The 16,196-nt window shown below is 44.0% G+C and carries 13 protein-coding genes and 2 pseudogenes; 8 read left to right on the top strand and 7 right to left on the bottom strand.

The window, feature by feature from the left end; genetic code table 11:
- Positions 1-46: 46 nt before the first annotated feature.
- The 3 genes from AAHH42_RS06240 to AAHH42_RS06230 all read right to left on the bottom strand — a co-directional run bounded on the left by AAHH42_RS06240 (position 47) and on the right by AAHH42_RS06230 (position 2,856).
- On the bottom strand, positions 47-724 hold the full coding sequence (locus tag AAHH42_RS06240) for a DedA family protein (protein WP_072550334.1): 678 nt from the start codon (positions 722-724) through the stop codon (positions 47-49).
- Positions 725-922: 198 nt separating this feature from the next.
- Positions 923-1,717 (bottom strand): tRNA pseudouridine(38-40) synthase TruA, encoded by a 795-nt coding sequence (truA, locus tag AAHH42_RS06235; RefSeq protein ID WP_072550333.1) that lies wholly within the window; start codon positions 1,715-1,717, stop codon positions 923-925.
- Positions 1,718-1,728: 11 nt separating this feature from the next.
- Positions 1,729-2,856 carry a DUF3410 domain-containing protein gene (locus AAHH42_RS06230; protein ID WP_072550352.1) on the bottom strand — a complete coding sequence of 376 codons (1,128 nt, stop codon included), beginning with the start codon at positions 2,854-2,856 and terminating at the stop codon, positions 1,729-1,731.
- 221 nt (positions 2,857-3,077) lie between these two features.
- Here AAHH42_RS06230 and guaB point away from each other — a divergent pair, with 221 nt between their 5' ends.
- The 5 genes from guaB to AAHH42_RS06205 all read left to right on the top strand — a co-directional run bounded on the left by guaB (position 3,078) and on the right by AAHH42_RS06205 (position 10,854).
- Positions 3,078-4,547 (top strand): IMP dehydrogenase, encoded by a 1,470-nt coding sequence (gene guaB / locus AAHH42_RS06225; RefSeq protein ID WP_342221883.1) that lies wholly within the window; start codon positions 3,078-3,080, stop codon positions 4,545-4,547.
- 17 nt (positions 4,548-4,564) lie between these two features.
- Positions 4,565-6,145: a glutamine-hydrolyzing GMP synthase gene (gene guaA, locus AAHH42_RS06220; RefSeq protein WP_342221882.1), complete on the top strand. Its 1,581-nt coding sequence runs from the start codon at positions 4,565-4,567 to the stop codon at positions 6,143-6,145.
- A gap of 13 nt (positions 6,146-6,158) precedes the next feature.
- Positions 6,159-7,406 carry a membrane integrity lipid transport subunit YebS gene (gene yebS, locus AAHH42_RS06215; protein ID WP_342221881.1) on the top strand — a complete coding sequence of 416 codons (1,248 nt, stop codon included), beginning with the start codon at positions 6,159-6,161 and terminating at the stop codon, positions 7,404-7,406.
- On the top strand, positions 7,375-9,717 hold the full coding sequence (locus tag AAHH42_RS06210) for a PqiB family protein (RefSeq protein ID WP_342221880.1): 2,343 nt from the start codon (positions 7,375-7,377) through the stop codon (positions 9,715-9,717). The genes yebS and AAHH42_RS06210 overlap by 32 nt, the downstream gene beginning before the upstream one ends.
- Positions 9,718-9,897: 180 nt before the next feature.
- Positions 9,898-10,854 (top strand): hypothetical protein, encoded by a 957-nt coding sequence (locus AAHH42_RS06205; protein WP_072550328.1) that lies wholly within the window; start codon positions 9,898-9,900, stop codon positions 10,852-10,854.
- 71 nt (positions 10,855-10,925) lie between these two features.
- Here AAHH42_RS06205 and AAHH42_RS06200 read toward each other — a convergent pair whose 3' ends face one another.
- Positions 10,926-11,552: a hypothetical protein gene (locus tag AAHH42_RS06200; protein ID WP_342221879.1), complete on the bottom strand. Its 627-nt coding sequence runs from the start codon at positions 11,550-11,552 to the stop codon at positions 10,926-10,928.
- A 188-nt stretch (positions 11,553-11,740) separates the two neighbouring features.
- Between AAHH42_RS06200 and AAHH42_RS06195 the strand changes: the two are divergent.
- The 3 genes and pseudogenes from AAHH42_RS06195 to btuD form a co-directional block, all read left to right on the top strand.
- Positions 11,741-12,079 (top strand): annotated as a pseudogene (locus AAHH42_RS06195) (iron chelate uptake ABC transporter family permease subunit); the annotation flags it as partial.
- 22 nt (positions 12,080-12,101) lie between these two features.
- Positions 12,102-13,019: pseudogene (gene btuC / locus AAHH42_RS06190) on the top strand (vitamin B12 ABC transporter permease BtuC); the annotation flags it as partial.
- Positions 12,997-13,788 carry a vitamin B12 ABC transporter ATP-binding protein BtuD gene (gene btuD, locus AAHH42_RS06185; RefSeq protein WP_342221877.1) on the top strand — a complete coding sequence of 264 codons (792 nt, stop codon included), beginning with the start codon at positions 12,997-12,999 and terminating at the stop codon, positions 13,786-13,788. The pseudogene btuC and the gene btuD, both read left to right, overlap by 23 nt.
- Before the next feature lie 66 nt (positions 13,789-13,854).
- Here btuD and recO read toward each other — a convergent pair whose 3' ends face one another.
- Genes recO through rnc form a run of 3 tightly spaced genes read right to left on the bottom strand, consistent with a single transcriptional unit; the run spans position 13,855 to position 16,153 of the window.
- Entirely contained in the window at positions 13,855-14,559 is a 705-nt protein-coding gene (gene recO, locus AAHH42_RS06180; protein ID WP_342221876.1) for a DNA repair protein RecO, read from the bottom strand.
- 3 nt (positions 14,560-14,562) lie between these two features.
- The gene (era, locus tag AAHH42_RS06175) at positions 14,563-15,474 is read right to left on the bottom strand and encodes a GTPase Era (protein ID WP_072550323.1); all 912 of its coding nucleotides are present in this window, start codon (positions 15,472-15,474) and stop codon (positions 14,563-14,565) included.
- Complete coding sequence (rnc, locus tag AAHH42_RS06170; protein ID WP_072550322.1) at positions 15,467-16,153, bottom strand: ribonuclease III; 687 nt, start codon at positions 16,151-16,153, stop codon at positions 15,467-15,469. Before rnc ends, era begins: the two co-directional genes overlap by 8 nt.
- Positions 16,154-16,196: the final 43 nt, after the last annotated feature.

Below are 16,196 nucleotides of genomic sequence, written 5' to 3'. Positions count from 1 at the left end.
TATTGCTTATAAAACCGCTCCGGGCGTACCGGTTTCACAGCACAAGCTACGGTTTCGCAAAAGGTTTATTTTTTTGATGTATTGCTGCGCGCCGATGTCGATAAATTTCAAGCACCGCCGGCAGAATTGAAAACACAATAATCATAACAATTAATAACTTAAGATTTTTCTGTACTATCGGCAAATGACCAAAAAGATAACCAGCATAGGTAAATGACAGCACCCATACTAGCGCCCCAATCAGGTTGTAGGCAGTAAAGCGACGATAGGACATTTTGCCCATTCCGGCGACAAAAGGAGCAAACGTACGAATTATAGGCGCAAAACGTGCCAAAATGATGGTTTTCCCACCGTATTTTTTATAAAAATCATGGGTTTTATCCAGGTAAGCCTGGCGAAATAGTTTGGAATGGGGGTCACTGAAAAGTTTTTTGCCGAATAAATGACCAATAGTGTAGTTGAGTGCATCACCTGCAATAGCCGCAATGACCATCAAAGCAACCATCAGATGGACATTCAAATCATTAGAAGGCAGTGTCGCCAGCGCGCCAGCGGCAAACAATAATGAGTCCCCCGGCAGAAAAGGTGTCACTACCAGGCCGGTTTCACAAAACAGGATCAAAAAAAGTATAGCGTAGACCCAAAGGCCGTATTGCGTCACTAGCTCCGCCAGATGGACATCAATATGTAAAATAAAATTGATCACTAAGCCTATAAATTCCATGTGCTACTCTCAGGTTAAATAAACGCTCGTCGAATAGACCTCTTGCATAATCTACTGCGTGGTATGAATTCGGCGTTACCTGGTGCTCGCAATCTTCATGTACTCGTATATTAACGAAGGTTGTAGTGCACCAGCGCCTTAACTTCACATAACGAACGCCGGTTTTCAAGAAGTCTAATGAATCAATTATCGCTACCGTTAGCCATAAAAAAAGGGTACTGATGTGCTTTGTGGCAACGCAAATCTCGTTGGATAATCAACACCCACTAAATACAGGCCATTTGCTTTTGCCGTCGCGGCAGCTTGGGTACGATCTTTTAACATGAGTAGCTGTGCTAACCAATTCTCATTTTTATGACCCACACCAATTTCTATTAAACTACCAACGATATTACGCACCATATGATGTAAAAACGCGTTAGCTTTGATATCTATCATAATATAATCACCATAGCGACTTACTATGACATGTTTCACCTCCCGTCGCGCAGTTTTCGCTTGGCATTGTAACGCTCTAAATGAGGTGAAATCATGCTCTCCCAACAGATATTGTGCTGCGCGTGCCATTTTTTGTGCATCGAGTGATTTCGGGTAATGGGTAACCCCGTGCGCAAGAATAGCGGGACGATAGCGATGATTAAAAATAATATAATGATAACGTCGAGCGTTGGCACTAAAACGGGCATGAAAATCTTCAGTGACAGTTTTCATCCAGCGAACGGTAATATCTGCAGGCAGATGCGTATTAGTTCCTATCGTCCAGGCAGATTCTTCACGTGAAGTCGTAGTGACAAAATGAACCACTTGACCTGTAGCATGGACACCTGCATCAGTGCGCCCAGCACAAAATACGTTTATTGATTGATCAGCGATCTTGGATAAAGCCGCCTCAAGACAACCCTGTATGCTGGCACTCTGTTTTTGGCGTTGCCAACCATGATAGCCGTTGCCATTATATTCAATTCCCAAGGCAATATTATAGTGCTTAGACATGTTGCTTAAAATTATTCCAGTTGAGTATTAAAACCCAGTCGTTGCAAAAGGTCAGCGCTAGCAGCGTCGTCACACTGCACACAGAGAGATGACCATTCCCGTCGCTCCTGATAGTGTTTTCGTAAGCTATCAAACTGAGAAACGTCCCCCGTTATGCGGCACAAAGCACTATCGTCAAGGCGCACATCATACACTAAGTGCATTAATCGTCTTAATTTGCTTTCATCCAATACCGCATGAAGCCGTAGCAGATTCAGCTTTGCGGGCGGTAATAAAGAGGTCAAGGCAATCGACTGGGCCTGACCACAATAATGGCTAAAGGCTTCGAAAAGTTGCGTGGTTCCTCGGGTCTTACCTTCCAAAGTGTAACCGGCAATGTGAGGTGTACCGATATCTACTCGGGCTAGCAAGGGTAAGGAAAGTTGCGGCTCATTTTCCCAAACATCCAAGACCACACTGAGTTTTTTACCTTTTTGTAAGGCCTGTAACAGTGCATTGTTATCTACTACAGCACCACGACAGCTGTTAATCAAAATACGGTTATCCGGTAGTGCTGCCAACAACTCGTGATCAACCAGGTGCAGGCTACGGTAAGCGCCATCTTTATGCAACGGAGTATGAAAGGTAAGTATATCGGCTTCACACACCAGTTTTTCTAGTGGTAGGAACGTTCCCTTATCTCCACGATCAGCACGTGGTGGATCACACAATAAGGTAGTAACACCCCATGCATTGAGGCGTGCATTCAACCGCGATCCCACATTGCCAACACCGATAATACCGACCGTTTTATCTCGTAATGCGAAACCATCACGCTCCGCCAGTGCCATGAGCGCAGAGAAAACGTATTCTACCACTGCAATAGCATTACAACCTGGTGCAGAGGCAAAGTGGATCTCTTGCTGATGTAACCAACTCTCATCCACATGATCCGTACCGGCAGTGGCAGTTCCAACAAATTGGATCTTGGTGTTCTGCAGTAGTTCCGCATTGACTGTCGTCACTGAACGTACCATCAAAGCATCAGCGTCAACCAATGCTGATTGTGGTATCGGACGACCGGGCACAGTCTCAACAACACCCATGCGCTGAAACAAGGGTTTTGCATATGGCATATTTTCATCAACTACAATTTTCACTTTATGCTCCAACAAGATACTGCTTGCTCGATAGATAACGGGGAAACCATTTTGCCACGCCATGAGCGGAAACCCAATCGTCCTACTAAACTCCACAGCACAGCCTTATTTTGGGATCCGTAAAAAATTATATAAAAATGCTGGAGGCAACAGGTGACGCTCTGTATAATGCCACGGCAATATTTTGTCTTTTCTACCTCCACTCTGGTGAGATATTGCCCATGTTGCGTATTTTGAAAGAAGCACTAACCTTTGATGACCTTCTCCTGGTTCCCGCCCATTCGACTGTTTTACCTAATAACGCGAAGCTTGAGACTCAGCTAACCCAAACCATCCAATTGAATATTCCTATGCTCTCCGCGGCTATGGATACCGTCACCGAGTCTCGTCTCGCCATTGCATTAGCACAAGAAGGCGGTTTGGGCTTTATCCATAAAAATATGTCTATTGAACGGCAGGCTGAAGAAGTCCGCCACGTGAAAAAACACGAAAGCGGTGTGGTCACTGAACCGCAAACCGTCACCCCAACAACCACCCTGCGTCAAGTAAAAGAACGAACCGACCGTAACGGTTTTGCCGGTTATCCCGTGGTCACTAAAGATCGTGAGCTGGTAGGCATTATCACTGGACGTGATGTCCGTTTTGTTACCGATTTAGATCAACCCGTCACAGCAGTCATGACGCCAAAAGAACGCCTGGTCACCGTTAAGGAAGATGAAGCACGTGAAGTTGTTTTGCAAAAAATGCATGAAAAACGGGTGGAAAAAGCCTTGGTTGTGGATGAAAACTTTCATCTGCTCGGTATGATCACCGTCAAAGATTTCCAAAAAGCGGAACGTAAGCCGAATGCCTGTAAAGATGAACGGGGACGCTTGCGTGTTGGTGCTGCTGTCGGTGCTGCTGTCAGTAGTGATAATGAAAAGCGAATTGATGCGCTAGTGGCGGCAGGTATTGATATTTTATTGATCGATTCTTCCCACGGTCATTCAGCAGGCGTACTACAGCGTATCAGTGAAACACGTGCTAAATACCCTGATTTGCAAATTATCGGCGGTAATGTCGCGACCGCAGCCGGTGCGATAGCACTAGCCGAGGCGGGTGTTAATGCAGTGAAAGTCGGTATTGGCCCCGGATCAATTTGTACCACTCGAATCGTAACCGGCGTAGGCGTGCCACAGATTACCGCCGTTTCTGACGTAGTGGATGCACTGGCGGAAAGAGACATCCCGGTTATCGCCGATGGTGGTATTCGTTTCTCTGGTGATATTGCCAAAGCGATTGCTGCCGGGGCATCCTGTGTGATGGTGGGATCAATGCTCGCAGGAACAGAAGAATCACCGGGTGAAATCGAGTTGTATCAAGGGCGCTCATTCAAATCTTATCGTGGTATGGGATCACTGGGAGCGATGTCTAAGGGGTCATCCGATCGTTACTTCCAAACTGACAACGCAGCAGACAAACTGGTACCCGAAGGCATTGAAGGGCGTGTTGCCTACAAAGGTTTACTGAAAGAGATCGTTCACCAACAAATGGGAGGGCTACGTTCATGTATGGGGCTAACCGGTTGCGCGACCATCGTTGAATTACGTACCAAAGCGAAATTCGTCCGTATTAGCGGGGCAGGTATTCAGGAAAGCCACGTACACGATGTGACTATTACCAAAGAATCACCTAATTACCGTATGGGCTAATTTTGGAATACAGCAAAATGACAAAAAATATCCACCAGCAGCATCGCATTCTTATTCTTGATTTTGGTTCTCAATATACTCAACTGGTGGCACGTCGAGTGCGTGAGATTGGTGTTTATTGTGAGCTATGGGCGTGGGACGTAACTGAAGAAAAAATCCGTAGATTTCAGCCAAGCGGTATCATTCTCTCTGGCAGCCCAAAGAGCACGACTGAAGATAACAGCCCACGCGCACCAGACTACGTATTCACCGCAGGTGTTCCCGTATTAGGTATATGCTATGGCATGCAAACGATGGCGTTACAATTGGGCGGAAAAGTAGCAGGTTCCGAACAACGTGAATTTGGGTATGCTCAAGTTGAAATTAAAACAAAGTGTGCTTTGACCGATAATCTTCAGGATGCCCGCAACCCTGCCGGCGATCCATTACTGGATGTTTGGATGAGCCATGGAGATAAAGTGATCGCGACTCCGCCAGACTTTGTCACTGTAGCCAGTACGGATAGCTGTCCCTTTGCCATTATCGCCAATGAGACAAAACATTTTTATGGCGTACAATTTCATCCAGAAGTCACACACACCACGCAAGGGCAGCACCTGCTGAAGCATTTTTTGCTGCACATCTGTCATTGTGCAGCGTTATGGACACCTGCTAATATCATTGAAAATACAGTAGAAAAGCTGCGTAAGAAAATTGGGGATGACCAGGTTATCCTGGGTTTATCCGGTGGTGTTGATTCATCGGTGACGGCCATGTTGCTGCACCGCGCGATTGGTAAACGCCTAACTTGTGTTTTTATTGATAACGGTCTGTTGCGTCTAGGAGAAGCAGAGCAAGTACTGGCAATGTTTGGCGATCAATTTGGCCTTAATATTATCCCTATTGCCGCAGAAGATCTTTTTCTAGAGGCGTTGTCTGGCATTGATGATCCCGAAGAAAAACGTAAGACTATCGGACGGGTGTTTGTTGAAGTGTTTGATAAACAGGCCAGTAAACAACAAGGCGTCAAATGGTTAGCACAGGGCACTATCTACCCTGATGTTATCGAATCTGCAGCGTCCGCCACTGGCAAAGCGCATGTTATTAAATCTCATCATAATGTCGGTGGTTTACCGAAAGACATGAAATTAGGTCTGGTTGAACCGCTAAAAGAACTCTTTAAGGACGAAGTGCGTAAAATCGGTTTAGCACTGGGCTTACCGTATAACATGTTATACCGCCATCCCTTCCCTGGCCCAGGTCTCGGCGTTCGCATACTAGGCTCAGTAAAAAAAGAATACTGTGATTTACTACGACGCGCCGATGCTATTTTTATTGAAGAACTACATAAATCTGATTTATATGACAAAGTCAGCCAGGCATTTACCGTCTTTCTACCGGTACGTTCAGTCGGGGTGATGGGTGATGAACGCAAATACGATTGGGTCGTTTCTCTGCGAGCGGTGGAAACTATCGATTTTATGACAGCACATTGGGCACACCTGCCGTATGATTTTCTGGGTCGCGTTTCTAATAGAATCATTAATGAGGTCAAAGGTATTTCTCGCGTGGTATATGATATTAGTGGCAAGCCTCCAGCAACAATAGAGTGGGAATGATAGACAGAGGTTTATGAAAATAGCAGCTATTCAGCGACCATTATCCACAGAACGCATTCAGCGATGCAGCCAATGTGACCTGTTGCTTAGCTTGCCCGTTTTGCATAATAAACAAAGCGCTTATTGTCCGCGTTGTCGTGCAAAAATAGCCAGTGGACACGACTGGTCACTGATACGTTTGAGTGCGATGGCGGTGACAATGCTGTTATTAATGCCATTCGCTTTTAGCGAACCATTAATCAGTATTCGTCTGCTCGGTACCTGGATCGATGCCAGTTTGCTGACCGGCATTTGGCAAATATCTCGCCAGGGAGACCCGCTGACAGCTGGCATGGTTTTTTTCTGTACTATTGGTGCACCGGCGGTCCTGATATTTTCCATTCTCTATTTAAAGATTGGACGCCGTATTGGCCTCAATTTACGTCCGGTATTACTGATACTCGAACGGTTAAAAGAATGGGCCATGCTCGATATCTATCTTGTTGGTATCGCGATAGCTTGTATAAAAATAAAAGAATTTGCAGTTATTACCGCTGGTGTGGGTCTAATCGCTTATTTATTGTTGACACTACTGACTTTGCTGACGTTAATACATTTGAATGTCGAGCAGTTGTGGGAACGCTTCTACCCTCAGCGACAGGTTGACAGATCTGCAACGACCTTAGAGATTTGTTTGCCATGTCACCATACCTGCTGTCCTGATGAACGTGGCCGCTGCCCACGCTGTCATACCTCGCTACACCATCGTCGTCTTCATAGCTTGCAAAAAACCTGGGCGGCGCTGATTGCCGCGATGGTGTTATTACTACCCGCTAATTTACTGCCTATCTCAGTGGTCTATGTTAATGGAATGCGCGTAGAAGATACTATTTTCTCTGGCGTGGTTGCGTTGGCATCTGCGGGTCATGTGCCGATTGCACTGGTGGTTTTTATCGCCAGTGTGTTAGTGCCACTGACCAAAATTATCGTATTGGTCACGTTATTGCTCAGTATTCATCTAAAAACACAGCATAGCTTAAGAACACGGATGCGCTTGCTACGCGTGATTACCTGGATTGGTCGTTGGTCAATGCTCGATTTGTTTGTTATTGCGTTAATGATGTCGCTGATTAATCGCGATCAGCTGATTGCTTTTACTATGGGACCTGCTGCTTTTTATTTTGGATCGGCGGTTATTTTGACTATTCTTGCTGTTGAGTGGCTAGACAGCCGATTAATTTGGGATGCACATGCAACAGGAAACGCCGAATACACCGATTAAGGCTCAGATTAAGCATAAGAGCCGGATTTCTCCCTTCTGGTTATTGCCTTTTATTGCGCTTCTGATCGCGGGTGGACTAGTTTATAACAACTGGCAACAACGTGGTACAGAAGTCACTATCGATTTCCAGTCTGCTGCCGGAATTGTCGCCGGACGTACACCTATCCGTTATCAGGGGGTTGATGTTGGCGTGGTGCAATCTGTCAATCTGAATCAAAATCTGAGCAACATTGAAGTCAAGGCCAATATCAAAAATGACTTGAAAAACGCGTTACGTAGCGGTACCCAATTCTGGCTGGTGACACCTAAGGCCTCTTTGGCCGGCGTCTCTGGGCTGGATGCTTTAGTTGGCGGTAATTATATCGGTATTATGCCGGGTTCTGGCAAACTACAAACACATTTTACTGCATTGGATACCCAACCCAAATTCCATCAAAACACCGGTGAATTGATGGTTCATCTTTATGCTGATGATCTGGGATCACTGAATACAGGCTCGCTGGTTTACTATCGTAAAATTCCAGTGGGCAAAGTTTACGATTATAACATTGCACCACAGCCCCATTATCAGCAAGGCAATGATCAAAAGCACGGTGGTGTTATCATCGATGTCCTGATCGATCGCCGTTTCGCCAAATTAGTCAAAAGTGAGAGCCGTTTCTGGAATGTGTCCGGTTTTAAAGGCACACTCAGCTTGAATGGCCTATCGGTACAAATGGAAAATATGAGCGCGTTAGTCAATGGTGCTATTGCCTTTGATTCACCGCCGCACAGTAGCAACGCCGGTATGGACCAACAGTTCCAACTTTATGATGATTTAGCACAGAGTCAACGTGGGGTATCGATTACACTGGATTTACCCAATGCTAATAACCTAAATGAAGGGCGTACCCCGCTAATCTACCAGGGATTACAGGTAGGAACATTAACCACAGTTACGCTGCAAGCAGATAATAAAATCACAGGCGAACTCACCATTGATCCTTCCGTCGTTGATTTAATGCGCAGTGGTAGCCGTATTGAAATGAGAAGTCCACGTATCAGCTTTAATGAAATAAAATTAAGTGAGATCCTAACGGGTAATACCTTGGAATTATTCCCGGGTGGCGGTGAGCTGCAAAAACATTTTACTGTGCTCGATAGCATCAGTAGTTTGTTACAACAACCTAATGTGTTACAGCTACAATTGAACGCGCCGCAAAGTTATGGCATTGATGTCGGTCAGCCAATTACTCTCAACGGCATTAAAATTGGTCAGATATTGAGCCGTCGTTTGAATAATAAAGGGGTGATGTTTACTGCGGCAATCGAAGCGGCATATCGCCATTTAGTGCACCAGGACAGCAAATTTGCGGTCAATAGCCGAATTAGTGTCAAACTTGGCTTTAACGGTATCGATATTGAGGGAGCCAGTGCGCAGGAATGGATCGACGGCGGTATACTTCTACTACCGGGCAGCAACAGTGGCAAGCCATTGAAACAATATCTACTTTATGGCAGTGTGTCTAAAGCACAGCAGGGTTTGTTTGGTGCTACACCAATAACGCTCACTTTGGTCGCTAATAGCCTGCCAGACGTACAAACTGGCTCGGTGGTGTTGTACCGCAAATTTCAAGTCGGAGAAATCGTCAATATTCGTCCAAAAGCCGAGCAATTTGAAGTAGATGTGTATATTCAACCGCAATACAGTAACTTATTGACAGATAACAGTATTTTTTGGACAGAAGGGGGTGCAAAAATACAACTTGACACCAGTGGATTAAATATTCAAGCCTCGCCACTTAACAGAGTATTAAAAGGTGCTATCAGTTTTGATAATCTGGCTGGAATAACAACAAATAAAAGTGCTAAGCCCCTACTCTATATATCAGAGTCCGTTGCACGTGCCAGGGCGGTAAACCAGGCTACCGAAGGTTTAATTATCGTGCTCGATACAGTAGAAGCAGGGTCATTACAAGTTGGGACGCCGTTGCTGTTCCGTGGGATAGAAGTGGGTACGGTCAGGGCACTCAATCTAGGTGGCATGTCGGACAGGGTACAGATTACGCTATGTATCAGCCCCAAATATCAACACTTGGTGCGGCAGAATAGTGTATTTTGGTTAGCCTCTGGTTATAACCTGGAATTTGGTTTAACCGGTGGTGTATTAAAGAGTGGAACCTTTGGACAATTTATTCGTGGAGGCATTGCTTTTGCCACGCCCCCTACGGTTCCGTTAGCACCCAAGGCTCAAGTTAATCAACATTTTCTTCTAAATACCGAAGCACCTAAAGGTTGGAAAAACTGGGGGACGGCGATCCCCACTCTTTGAAATAAATACTCACTAGACTTCTTTCGAAACCGTAGTTTGTTATGTGAAGTCAAGGTACCCGGAGCACAGTAACTTTGGTTAACATATCAGTACATGGGAATTGCGAGCACCGCGTAACGCCGAATGCGTATCACGCAGTAGGTTTCTAAAGAGATCAATTAATCATCAAGGGATCATCGTATGAACTTATCACGATTTATAGGTATTAGTACCCTGTTATCTGTGCTTTCATTTTCTGGATTAGCGGCTGTACCACAAAATTATCTCTATACTGCTTCTGATGATTTAAAACAGCTTCAAACATTAATTACTAGACCTGATATTGTAGGTGTACAAATTGTTTACAATTGGAAAATTTTAGAAAAGGGCCAAGATGAATATGATTTTTCTCGTATCGAACAAGATTTAGCGTATCTCAATGGCCTGAATAAAAAATTAGTCATTCAAATCCAGGATCGTTTTTTTGAACCTGATGCTAAAAATGTTCCCGCTTATTTATTGCAACAACCCATTTATCAAGGAGGCGTAGTAGCACAATATGATAATCCGGGCGAAGGAAAGCCAATCGGTCAAGGGTGGGTGGCGCAACAATGGAACCCTGCAGTACAACAACGCTATCAAAAATTGATTGCGGCATTAGCTAAAAAATTTGATGGTCAAGTTTTTGCTGTGAATCTACCAGAAACTGCCATTGATTTGGATATCAAGCATGATAAAACCGGGTTTAGTTGCGATAAATATTTCCAGGCAGAAATAGATAATATGCGTTTTGCCAGAGAAGCATTTAAAAAATCTCACGTGGTGCAATATGTTAATTTCTGGCCTTGTGAATGGAATAATGATCATCAATATATGTCACGGCTTTTCGCTACCGCTGCGAAAAATAATATAGGATTGGGTGGGCCGGATATTGTTCCCAACAAAAAGGGTCAGATGAAAAATGCTTATCCTTTTTTTCATCAATATAAAGGAAAATTAAGCCTGGTCGCAATGGCAGTGCAAGAACCGACCCTGACTTATACTAATCCAGCCACTCAGAAACCCTTTACACGCGCCGAATTTACCGATTATGCCGAGCATTATCTTGGTGCGAATATTATTTTTTGGAGCACGTCATCGCCTTGGTTGAAGTACTAACCTGTGTAACAAAAATGTATTGTTATGCAGGTGTACACCTTTAACGGATATTTAAATATAATTGATATCTGTTAGAGTTTAGTTTCAAGTGTCTTTTCATTGTATATTTTATTTAGTTCATGAACTGTAAAGTCAATTCTTTTAACATTATTTTGCAATGTTTTTATTGCTTTTAGATCGAAAAGATTTCGTTTGTAGCTCGGAGAACCCTTTTCTGTCTTACCCCTATTTTTTATTTGCTTTTCAAGATGAATTATTTTATTTTCTAAATTTTTTTTACATTCGTCAAGTTGACTTATTGTATATTGTTTTTGTATAGTATCGATACTTCTATTTATAGTGCGACACTCATGAATCTCTTTAGTGAGTTGAGTGATTTTTCTTCCTGTGATAGTTGGATTTTGAATTTCATCTACTAATTTTTTAGTCTTAACTTTCATACTCTCTCTTAAATTATCAACCAATTTTTTTCTGTTTTCTCCAGTTTCTTTACTAGCAAGGTTGAGCTGAGAGATTGCTCTACCACCCGCTGCACGTACTTGTGTTATTCTATGATTTATGTGCATTATTGCTTGTGATTGATTTATGCTAAATAATCCTTTGATAAAAGTATCAGCTTTTGGATTCTTCTGCCGTAATAATCCTATACCATGCATTAATACAGGTTTTATTTGATTGTTTAAATTTATAATGCCCATGATTACCTCAATATTAATTTTTTTAAAAATCTAGACAATATTAAATTCAATTTCATGTAAAAAATATAAAAAAACGCCCATAAGACAGATAATAATTATTAAAAATAAAGAAAACACAGCTTTATTTTACTTATTTTTACAAATCTTTTAAAATAATAACCTTAATAGATATTGGGCAAAAAATAATTATGCAACCCCGTGAATTATTTATTTCATTGCACAAAGACCAGCGCAGACGCGATCAGCATTATCTTTGTTTATTATTGACAACAGCGATAATGACATTTTTGCTGCATTTATGTACGGGCGATGCCTGGATTTGGCCAACACAATGGTTTAGTGAACAAGGACGGTTGTTTATCTGGCAATTGCGGCTACCTCGAGCACTGGCAGTGATGATGGTAGGTGCGAGTTTGGCGGTATCTGGCGCGGTCATGCAAGCGCTATTTGATAACCCTCTAGCAGAACCTGGATTATTAGGGGTGGCTAACGATGCAGGTGTGGGTTTGGTTTTGGCGATTTTTATTGACAACAGCGATAATGACATTTTTGCTGCATTTATGTACGGGCGATGCCTGGATTTGGCCAACACAATGGTTTAGTGAACAAGGACGGTTGTTTATCTGGCAATTGCGGCTACCTCGAGCACTGGCAGTGATGATGGTAGGTGCGAGTTTGGCGGTATCTGGCGCGGTCATGCAAGCGCTATTTGATAACCCTCTAGCAGAACCTGGATTATTAGGGGTGGCTAACGGTGCAGGTGTGGGTTTGGTTTTGGCGATTTTGTTCGGTGGGAGTTTATTAACAGTAAGCCTACTCAGTACCAGTGCGGTTATCGGCGCATTATTGATGACGTTATTGTTATTAGCTTTTGCCCGATATCAGCTCACTAACTCGCATCTATTACTGGTAGGTGTGGCACTGGGCATTGTCTGTGGGGCTATCATGACTTGGGCAGTCTATTTCAGTAGCAGCCTCGATCTGCGCCAGCTCATGTACTGGATGATGGGTGGATTTGGTGGTATAGATTGGCGTCAACAAGGAGGGGTGCTGGCATTATTGCCGGTGGTTTTGTGGTTATGCTGTCAGGGACGGGCACTCAACTTCATTGCCTTGGGTGAACAACAGGCACGGCAATTAGGTATCCGCTATCATTTGTGGCGCAATCTATTGATACTGGCTATAGGTTTATTAGTAGGGATAAGCGTGGCACTGGCGGGTGTAATTAGCTTTATCGGCTTGGTGATTCCGCATATTTTGCGGCTAACGGGTCTAACCGATCAGCGGAGGTTATTGTTGGGTTGCGCCCTGGGTGGCGGTAGTGTGTTGTTGTTAGCCGATATCGTGGCGCGTGTTGCCTTATCCTCGGCGGAGATACCTATTGGTGTAGTAACAGCGACTTTGGGTTCACCGGTTTTTATCTGGTTATTAACGCGGGTACAAAATGGCAGCCAAAATACATGGTAGCACAACTGATTACAGAAATATTATGCAACTTGACAAGGTGGGGGTCCGCTCCCGTCTCGCACCTTTTTCTGCTCAAGTTGAAGCAGGGTTACAAATTCATCTTATTGGTGCGAACGGAGCGGGTAAAAGCACACTACTGGCGCGGATAGCAGGTCTGCTACCAGGAGAGGGAACCGTTCTTCTTGCGGGAAAATCATTACCAGACTATCAGGGGCATGAATTAGCGCGCTATCGAGCTTATCTCCCTCAACAGCAACCGGCGACGGCGGTAATGCCACTATTCCAATATCTTGCTTTACATCTGCCAGGCGGCACCTGTGTCGATCGGCCTACTGTAGTGGCCACTATCGGTTATCTATGTCAAAAATTACGTTTAGTAGGTAAATTGCCGCACAGGCTAAACCTGTTGTCTGGTGGTGAATGGCAACGAGTTCGGCTAGCGGCGATTTTTTTGCAGGTGTGGCCGGATATTAATAGCGATAGCAAAATATTATTACTCGACGAGCCTGCTAACAGCCTGGATGTGGGGCAAAAAGCAGCGCTGAACGACTTGGTAAGAAAATTTTGTCAGGCCGGACGCAGTGTCATTATCAGTACCCATGATTTAAATCATAGTTTGCAACAGGCCGATCAGATTTGGTTATTAGCTGCTGGTCGAGTTGTTATTCAAGGAAAGGCTAAACAAGTGATGCAGCCCAAAATCTTGTCTAAAATATTCGGCATCGAATTTCAACGACAACGTTTTCATCAACGTGATTGGATTATATAGCGGCTATTATCACCAATGGTAAATTGTCGGTCTAAATATAAATAGAATATTGACACGTACTTCGCTTTATAGAAATAACTCACGGCTTTTCAATGGCTTGTTGCCTAAATAAGGCCGCAACGCCATGCGAGTAAAACGTTTCGCGGCTCGTAAGGTTTCAACATCAGGAAATTCTCCACAAGCCAGAGCCTGTAGCTCTCGACCCGTAAAACTATCATTACTTATTACCGAACTAACGATAAAACCTTTCTTTTGTTGATAGTGGTAAATCATGCCCGCCTTCACCTTTTGTCCACTGAGTGCACAGTGAAGAAAATCGACGCCGTAACCCAGGTTGGCTAACGTCGCCAGTTCAAATTGACGTAAGGCATGTTCAGGTGATCCTTTGGTGAGGCTCTGTAAACTAAGATTTTTTAAACAATGGAGATAGGCAAAAAATAGCTCCGAATAATTGGTGCCAGGCTCCAAAAGACGCGATAATAGCTCATTTACATAGAAGCCACTGTATAACAGGTTGCCACTGAGGGGCAAAGCAAGAGAAATCGGTTCCGCATAACACAAGATTTTTATTTCTCCACGGCCACTCCAACGGGCTAATAACGGGACAAAAGGTTGTAAGCAACCTTTCAGATTAGAATTTCGTCCACGCGCACCCTTGGCGAGGACGGTTATCCGTCCTTCTTTTTCAGTGAAAAGATCCAGTAGTAAGCTGGTTTCACTGTAGGGGCGCCGATGTAAAACAAATGTGCGGTGCCAGGCTTCTCTTAGCACTGCTTATTTCAAATCATCGATGTAGCCTAGGCTACGTAATGCGCGTTCGTCATCTGCCCAGCCCGATTTCACTTTTACCCATAATTCAAGATGGACTTTAACCATAAACATCTGTTCCATATCTTGACGCGCTTCGATACCGATAGTTTTGATTTTTGCCCCTTTATTGCCAATAACCATTTTTTTCTGGCCTTCTCGCTCCACTAAAATTAAACCGTGAATGGTGTAACCACCGCGCGCATTGATTATAAATTGTTCAACTTCAACTGTTACGGAATAAGGCAACTCTTCACCCAAAAAGCGCATCAGCTTTTCACGAATGATTTCCGATGCCATAAAGCGTTGTGAACGATCGGTAATGTAATTTTCTGGGAAGTGATGTTCCGCTTCTGGAATATATCGGCGCACAATATTGGCGATAGTTGTCAGGTTTATGTTCTTTTCCGCCGCAATGGGAACAATATCAAGGAAAGACATTTGTTGGCTAATAAACTGCATATGCGGTAATAGCTTTGATTTATCGATGACATTATCAATTTTATTGATCGCCAACAATACTGGGCACTGTACATGACGCAGTTTATTAACCACCATTTCGTCATCAGCTGTCCAGTGGGTTCCCTCAACCACAAAAATCACTAATTCAACGTCTCCGATGGCACTGCTCGCTGCTCGATTCATTAACCTGTTGATGGCGCGTTTTTCTTCAATGTGTAGCCCAGGTGTATCAACATAAATAGTTTGATAAACCCCTTCAGTATGGATCCCCATAATGCGATGACGTGTAGTTTGTGGTTTGCGCGAAGTAATGGAAACTTTTTGCCCCAGTAACGCATTAAGTAGAGTGGATTTCCCAACATTCGGGCGCCCAACAATAGAAATAAACCCACAGTATTTTTTTGGTACTTCACTCACCTTGCAGCTCCAACTTTATTAATGTTTGTTCCGCTGCTGCTTGTTCAGCTTTACGGCGACTTGATCCACTCCCCACCACAGGTTCACTCAAGCCACTGACGTGGCAGTGGATAGTAAATTTTTGATCATGAGCCTCACCGCTGACCTGGGTAATCAGGTAAGAAGGCAAGGACCTATGCAAACGTTGCAGGTATTCCTGCAAACGTGTTTTTGGATCTTTCTGTTTTTCACCGGGGCTGATTTCTGCTAAACGCTCGGCGTACCAGGTTAGAACTAACTGTCCAACCTTTTGTATATCACTGTCCAAAAATATGCCGCCAATAATTGCTTCCACGGTATCTGCCAAAATAGATTCGCGGCGAAAACCACCACTTTTCAGCTCGCCAGGCCCCAGGCGCAAACATTCACCCAGGTGAAATTCACGCGCCATTTCAGCCAAGGTACCCCCCCTGACCAAGGTCGCACGCATTCGGCTCATATCACCTTCATCTACCAAAGGAAAACGTTGATAGAGTGCATTAGCAATAACAAAATTCAAAATAGAATCACCCAGAAACTCTAAACGTTCATTGTGTTCACTGTCGGCACTACGATGCGTCAACGCTTGCAGTAAAAGTGCCTGTTGCTGAAAAGTGTAGCCCAGCTTGTGCTGTAGCCTATCTATTACGATGGGATTCATGAGTTACCAATAGTTCAACAATACGTTAGAAATAAGACAAATC

The sequence above is a fragment of the Candidatus Fukatsuia endosymbiont of Tuberolachnus salignus genome (assembly GCF_964030845.1).
GTDB lineage: Bacteria > Pseudomonadota > Gammaproteobacteria > Enterobacterales > Enterobacteriaceae > Fukatsuia > Fukatsuia symbiotica.
Note: the sequence above shows the minus strand (reverse complement) of the source record. Positions and strands in the feature narration are given on the sequence as shown.

What these genes read in the sequence shown, in the direction of transcription:
- AAHH42_RS06240 (WP_072550334.1), bottom strand. Translation starts at nt 724, where the DNA reads ATGGAATTTATAGGCTTAGTGATCAATTTTATTTTACATATTGATGTC.
- truA (WP_072550333.1), bottom strand. Translation starts at nt 1,717, where the DNA reads ATGTCTAAGCACTATAATATTGCCTTGGGAATTGAATATAATGGCAAC.
- guaB (WP_342221883.1), top strand. Translation starts at nt 3,078, where the DNA reads ATGTTGCGTATTTTGAAAGAAGCACTAACCTTTGATGACCTTCTCCTG.
- guaA (WP_342221882.1), top strand. Translation starts at nt 4,565, where the DNA reads ATGACAAAAAATATCCACCAGCAGCATCGCATTCTTATTCTTGATTTT.
- yebS (WP_342221881.1), top strand. Translation starts at nt 6,159, where the DNA reads ATGAAAATAGCAGCTATTCAGCGACCATTATCCACAGAACGCATTCAG.
- AAHH42_RS06210 (WP_342221880.1), top strand. Translation starts at nt 7,375, where the DNA reads ATGCAACAGGAAACGCCGAATACACCGATTAAGGCTCAGATTAAGCAT.
- AAHH42_RS06205 (WP_072550328.1), top strand. Translation starts at nt 9,898, where the DNA reads ATGAACTTATCACGATTTATAGGTATTAGTACCCTGTTATCTGTGCTT.
- AAHH42_RS06200 (WP_342221879.1), bottom strand. Translation starts at nt 11,552, where the DNA reads ATGGGCATTATAAATTTAAACAATCAAATAAAACCTGTATTAATGCAT.
- btuD (WP_342221877.1), top strand. Translation starts at nt 12,997, where the DNA reads ATGGCAGCCAAAATACATGGTAGCACAACTGATTACAGAAATATTATG.
- rnc (WP_072550322.1), bottom strand. Translation starts at nt 16,153, where the DNA reads ATGAATCCCATCGTAATAGATAGGCTACAGCACAAGCTGGGCTACACT.